Origin of the sequence: Lysobacter enzymogenes, assembly GCF_017168095.1 — a bacterium.
In the GTDB taxonomy this organism is placed as follows: domain Bacteria; phylum Pseudomonadota; class Gammaproteobacteria; order Xanthomonadales; family Xanthomonadaceae; genus Lysobacter; species Lysobacter enzymogenes_D.
Genome location: NZ_LXSD01000655.1, coordinates 1 through 414, shown reverse-complemented (window position 1 = coordinate 414; position 414 = coordinate 1). Strand labels below are relative to the sequence as shown.

General features: G+C 78.7%; 1 protein-coding gene. It reads right to left on the bottom strand.

All coding sequences use genetic code 11. The features are described from left to right. Positions 1-414 (bottom strand): hypothetical protein (locus A7A76_RS25210; protein ID WP_206413902.1); only part of this gene is annotated, 414 nt, incomplete at both ends.

Here is a 414-nt window from a genome sequence, read left to right as displayed (position 1 = left end):
GCGACGCCGGCGTCGCCGCCAGCGCGCTGCCGGCGGCGACCGTGGCGGCGGCGCAGGCCTGGGCGAGCAGGCTGAACCAGGCCAGCGCGGTCGCGATCAGCAGTACGCCGGCGCCGGCCGCGAGCGCGGTCGACCCCGGCAAACCCATCAGCACCGCACCGATCATCCAGGCGTGGCCGCCGCGGCGCCAACGCAGCAGCGCTTCGCGGCGCTGCCAATCGCTCAGGTGCGGCAGGCGCGCGTCGTCGAGCCAGCGCAGCCCGAACAGCGGCGAGCGCGCGCCCTCGCGCAAGCGCTGGGCGGGACGGCGGCGCTGGCGCAGCGCGGCGATCAGCCCGAGCGCGGTGCCCGGCACCACGCCGGCAGCGAGAACGAAGAACGCGCTGCGCAGCCGCGCCGCGTCGCCGCCGAGCG